Origin of the sequence: Novipirellula sp. (genome assembly GCF_041583735.1) — a bacterium.
Lineage (GTDB): Bacteria > Planctomycetota > Planctomycetia > Pirellulales > Pirellulaceae > Novipirellula.
The window spans coordinates 1-4,468 of record NZ_JBFHFD010000696.1 but is presented as its reverse complement, the minus strand read 5'-3'; the positions used below and the strand labels follow the sequence as shown (position 1 = coordinate 4,468).

The window sequence follows — 4,468 nt, the reverse complement described above, 5'->3', positions numbered from 1 at the left end:
GGATTGAAACGAGCGGCGACCAAGGGGCGATCCGCGAAGGCGATCAAGCCTATCACGATGCGATCACTGCAGAAAAACGAAAGTGGTATGAAAACACGCAGCGTAAACGCGGACTCGATCCGAACGTTTCCGCCGACCAGTATCTCGAATGGTGGAAAAAAGAACTGCGGCTCTCGACGCCCTAGCCAAATGACGATCGCGGACCGTCAACGCGTATGGGCTCAGTGTCAAACGAACCGAAGACTTTCGAGATCGAGGTGAATCGTTGCGGATCCTGGTCGATCCCAACAACACCTCCCATATCCTCTGTCCCGAACTGCTGCGTCTCTGGGCATCAAGCCGCTCGAAACTCTTGGCGAGTTTCGCTACGATCGTTCGAAACGACTGGAGAGATTCGTTACGATCACTCGAAACGATCGGCCCGTTTCGCTACGATCGGTTCGCGAAATAAGGCTGGCGTTTAATGATAGCCTGGACGCCTATCGGAGAGTTAGAACGATGATGACTGAAACGGAAATCGTAGAGCGAGTGCAGTGTCTTGTTTGCCAACGGATGGCGGGACAACAGGCCGGACATGATGTCGATCATGTGTTGCGTGTACTCAAAACGGCTCGTGAGATTCAAGCGGAAGTCGGCGGCGATCGCTTTGTCGTCGAATTGGCAGTACTGCTACATGATCTCGGCGACGCGAAATTTCACGACGGCCAAGAGCGAAGTGCCGAGTTTGCCCGCGATATTTTGTCCAAGCATTCCGTCGATCCCAACACCATCGAGCATGTCGCGACGATTGTTGATACCATTTCATTTCGCAAGGCTGCCGACCCCGCCACACTTTCACTCGAAGCCAGGATCGTGCAAGACGCCGATCGACTCGACGCCCTCGGGGCGATCGGTATCGTCAGAACGATCGAGTACGGGGCCGCCATCGGACAACCTTTCTACCTGTCGGATAACCCGGGTGGAAAACACAAAACAGGAATCGACCACTTTGACGAGAAACTTTTTAAGCTACATGATCTGCTGAACACCGATGCGGCTCGCCGAATTGCAGGCCAACGCGAGCAATTCATGCGAACGTTCTTAGACCAATTCCGACACGAATGTGGTGAAACAAGATGAGTCATCAAAACACCATCAGCTGGGACGATTTCGAACAAGTCGAACTGTGTGCGGGAACAATCGTCGCAGTATTGGATTTCCCCGAAGCGAGGAAGCCAGCGTACAAGGTAACGGTCGATTTTGGGCCTAAGATTGGTGTCAAGCGAACCAGTGCTCAGATCACGTCGCTTTACACCAAAGACGAACTGTTGGGGCGTCAAATCATCGGGGTCGTGAATTTTCCCGTCAAACAGATCGGCCCCTTTCTATCCGAATTTTTGATTGTCGGTTTCTATCGTGACGATGGCTCGGTCGTGCTGGCGGTCCCCGACAAATCAATCGACAACGGTGCCAAGTTGGCGTAAACGGATGCAGCGGGGCTCTTTGGAAGAGCTCAGGCCGCAGGCTCACCCTTTCGATCGGATCAATCGTTCGCGAGCCGGATGCCGGTGAATTGCCAACGTGCTTCGGGTGGAAAGAAGTTGCGATAGGTCTCGCGAATATGGTTGCTCGATGTCGCGACGCTGCCGCCTCGCAATACATATTGATTGCACATGAATTTGCCGTTGTATTCGCCTACCGCGCCGGCGGGCGGTCGATAGCCGGGATAGCCTGCATAACTGCTGCAGGTCCATTGCCACACGCCGCCCATCAACCCGGCTGGCGATCGCGTCGGATGGATGCACTTGTTTTGCTGCTTCAACACATCCGCAAACGGCTCTTGTTCGAGCGATACGTCGGATGAACGCTTCGCGATCTGACAGGCCGCTTCCCACTGGAACTCGGTAGGCAACCGTTTGCCTGCCCAGCGGGCGAAGGCATCGGCCTCGAAATAGCTGACATGCGTGACGGGCCAATCTGGGTCGACGGGGACCAATCCTGCAAGCGTGAATTGGTGCCAGCGACCATCTTGTTGCACCCAATACAGCGGGGCATCCCAATCGTTCTGTTGGACGGTTGCCCAGCCCATCGACAACCAAAACTCGGGTCGCTCGTAGCCGCCGTCTTGGATAAATTCCAAGAATTCGCCGTTGGTGACAAGCGTCGTTGCAATCGAGGTCGCGTGCAAATGAGTCGTATGCCGCGGAGATTCGTTGTCATAGGCAAAACCGTCGCCTTCATGCCCAATGTCATGCATCCCGTCGGGCACTTCGATCCAACGCTCCGCTCGCTCCGCCACTGCCCGATCAAACGGATCATCACGATAGATTGGCCACGTCGGATTGCATGACAACATGTGCTTGGCGTCAGTCAGCATCAACTCTTGGTGTTGTTGTTCGTGATTGATCCCGATTTGTAATAACTTAGCATTCTGAGTCGCGAAATCGTCACACTCGAGACGTTTCGACATTTCTCGATCGACATGGTTGCGATAATCCTCGACCAGCTGCATTCCGGGTCGAGAGATCAATCCACGACGCGATCGAGGATACTGGCGACCAATCGAGTTGTAGTACGAGTTGAACAAAAAATTGAATTCGGGATCGAATTCGCGATAATCCGACTGAGTCCGCAGGATAAAGGTTTCGAAGAACCACGTGGTATGCGCAAGGTGCCACTTCGTGGGACTCGCGTCGTCCATCGACTGAACGGTGCAGTCTTCCGCCGACAACGGCTGAACAATCTGGTCGGTAAAAGATCGCGTTGCGAGGTAGGACGCACGAAGTTGTTCCCCCGGCGATAGGGCAGCAGCAGTACTACTCATGTGTTTATTCAATAACGAGGTGCAAGACTGCGAAATAGTTCTGTGGATCGGTCCAGGATTTGTGCAATTGGAATCCGTACTGGCGAGCGAACCTCGCAAACCCGTCCACGGTGTACTTGTGAGAATACTCGGTCAAGATCCCTTCACCCGCAGCAAACTCGATCGCATGGTCGCCAATGGAAACCACTTGATCTTCGAGACTGACAATACTGATTTCAATTCGGTGGTGCAGGGTGTTGTAAACAGCGTGATGCTGGAAGCGATCACAATCAAAATCCCCCCCGAGTTCGCGATTGATTCGGCTCAGCAGATTTAGACTAAACGCAGCTGTGACTCCATCGCGATCATCGTAGGCCGCATGCAAAACGTCGAGATCTTTTTGCAGATCGATACCAATCAACAATCCACCTTGTTGCCCAAGCATCGATGCCATTTGCTGCAACAGTTTACCAGCTTGCGGCGGGGTGAAGTTGCCGATCGTTGACCCAGGGAAGTAAAACGCGACGTGCGACGCAGGCGGCTCGCAATCGGGTAGCGTAAACGGCTGGGTAAAGTCGGCGACGACGGGCAGGACCTTCAAGTCTGGATAGGCTAATCGCAGCTGCTCAGCAGCGTTCAGCAAATGTTCTTCGGAGATATCGACTGGCACGTACGCAGCAGGACGCGACAGCGAATCAAGTAACACACGCGTTTTCAAACTGCTTCCGCTACCATATTCCACTAACATTACATCGGTATCAATTTGATGAGCAATTGATGACGCATGCCGTTGCATAATCGCCAACTCGGTACGCGTCACATAGTACTCGTCCAGTTCGCAGATTTGATCAAACAGATGCGAGCCACGCTCGTCATACAAGTATTTGCTAGGCAGCGATTTGTGGGGACGCGACAGCCCGTCCAACACATCGTCGAGAAACGTATCGGCTCGGACAGCAGTGGACTGCACAACGTTGGCTTGATTCATGTTCGTCAACTCTCGCTCGCGCCGAGGCAGCGTTTGAAGGGGCTTGCAAAGAAGTCAATGCAGTGACATCACGCGGGTACTATTTTCAGCATAGACCCGCGGGCAAGCAGAGCACAAACTATGCCAACTGCAGCAGTGCCAGCAGCGATACCAGAGGAACACCGGAGATCCCGGGAAATACAGCGAAATTAGTCAACAAATAAATTTCGGATGAATAAATAACGCTGGTCGACAAGCACTCATCACATTGGTCTGAAAGAAGTGCTCCCAATCCTCGTCCAAGATTTCAAAAAGCGGCTTCGGTGCGATGATGCCGAGGTTGTTGACCAAGATGTCAGCCCGAGGCATCTCGGCGACAAAATGTTGGTAGCCATCGACTGTTGCAAGATCCGCAGCGACGCCACGGATCGGACCGCTGTTCCCCTGATCAAGTTCCTTCCGTTTGCCTGCGAGCGTCTTGATTGCCTCGTCGAATCGAGATTGGCTGCGTCCAATAATGACCACACCCGCCCGGCGGCATTCAATCCCGTTGCGATCGCGTAGCCGATTCCCGCAGTCAAGCCCGTCACAATGGCTGTCTTGTTTTCTAATCTGATATTTATCGATACTTTCCCCTAAGGTGTGTCTTTCGATGGCAATGTTCACGTACGATCCCGATATGCCAAAAAAACTCGCTCCTCCCAAAAGACACGGAACGG

The 4,468-nt window shown here is 53.2% G+C and carries 5 protein-coding genes and 1 pseudogene; 3 read left to right on the top strand and 3 right to left on the bottom strand.

Annotated elements, in window-relative coordinates; genetic code table 11:
• From ABX962_RS31180 to ABX962_RS31170, 3 genes and pseudogenes are all read left to right on the top strand, one after another.
• Nucleotides 1-185 (top strand): annotated as a pseudogene (locus ABX962_RS31180) (arylsulfatase); the annotation flags it as partial.
• 313 nt (nucleotides 186-498) lie between these two features.
• Nucleotides 499-1,119, top strand: a complete 621-nt coding sequence (locus tag ABX962_RS31175; RefSeq protein ID WP_372725444.1) for an HD domain-containing protein — start codon at nucleotides 499-501, stop codon at nucleotides 1,117-1,119.
• Nucleotides 1,116-1,463, top strand: coding sequence for a tRNA-binding protein (locus tag ABX962_RS31170; RefSeq protein ID WP_345684535.1), 348 nt, complete (start codon nucleotides 1,116-1,118; stop codon nucleotides 1,461-1,463). Before ABX962_RS31175 ends, ABX962_RS31170 begins: the two co-directional genes overlap by 4 nt.
• Nucleotides 1,464-1,522: 59 nt before the next feature.
• Here ABX962_RS31170 and egtB read toward each other — a convergent pair whose 3' ends face one another.
• From egtB to ABX962_RS31155, 3 genes are all read right to left on the bottom strand, one after another.
• A complete protein-coding gene (gene egtB / locus ABX962_RS31165) occupies nucleotides 1,523-2,803 on the bottom strand; it encodes an ergothioneine biosynthesis protein EgtB (protein WP_372725442.1) in 1,281 nt (426 codons plus the stop codon).
• A gap of 4 nt (nucleotides 2,804-2,807) precedes the next feature.
• Entirely contained in the window at nucleotides 2,808-3,770 is a 963-nt protein-coding gene (egtD, locus tag ABX962_RS31160) for an L-histidine N(alpha)-methyltransferase (protein ID WP_372725440.1), read from the bottom strand.
• A 192-nt stretch (nucleotides 3,771-3,962) separates the two neighbouring features.
• The coding region (locus tag ABX962_RS31155; protein WP_372725438.1) for an SDR family NAD(P)-dependent oxidoreductase at nucleotides 3,963-4,468 on the bottom strand (506 nt) is incomplete at its 5' end.

Coding starts and splice junctions, on each gene's coding strand:
- egtB (WP_372725442.1), bottom strand. CDS start 2,803: ATGAGTAGTACTGCTGCTGCCCTATCGCCGGGGGAACAACTTCGTGCG.
- ABX962_RS31170 (WP_345684535.1), top strand. CDS start 1,116: ATGAGTCATCAAAACACCATCAGCTGGGACGATTTCGAACAAGTCGAA.
- ABX962_RS31175 (WP_372725444.1), top strand. CDS start 499: ATGATGACTGAAACGGAAATCGTAGAGCGAGTGCAGTGTCTTGTTTGC.
- egtD (WP_372725440.1), bottom strand. CDS start 3,770: ATGAATCAAGCCAACGTTGTGCAGTCCACTGCTGTCCGAGCCGATACG.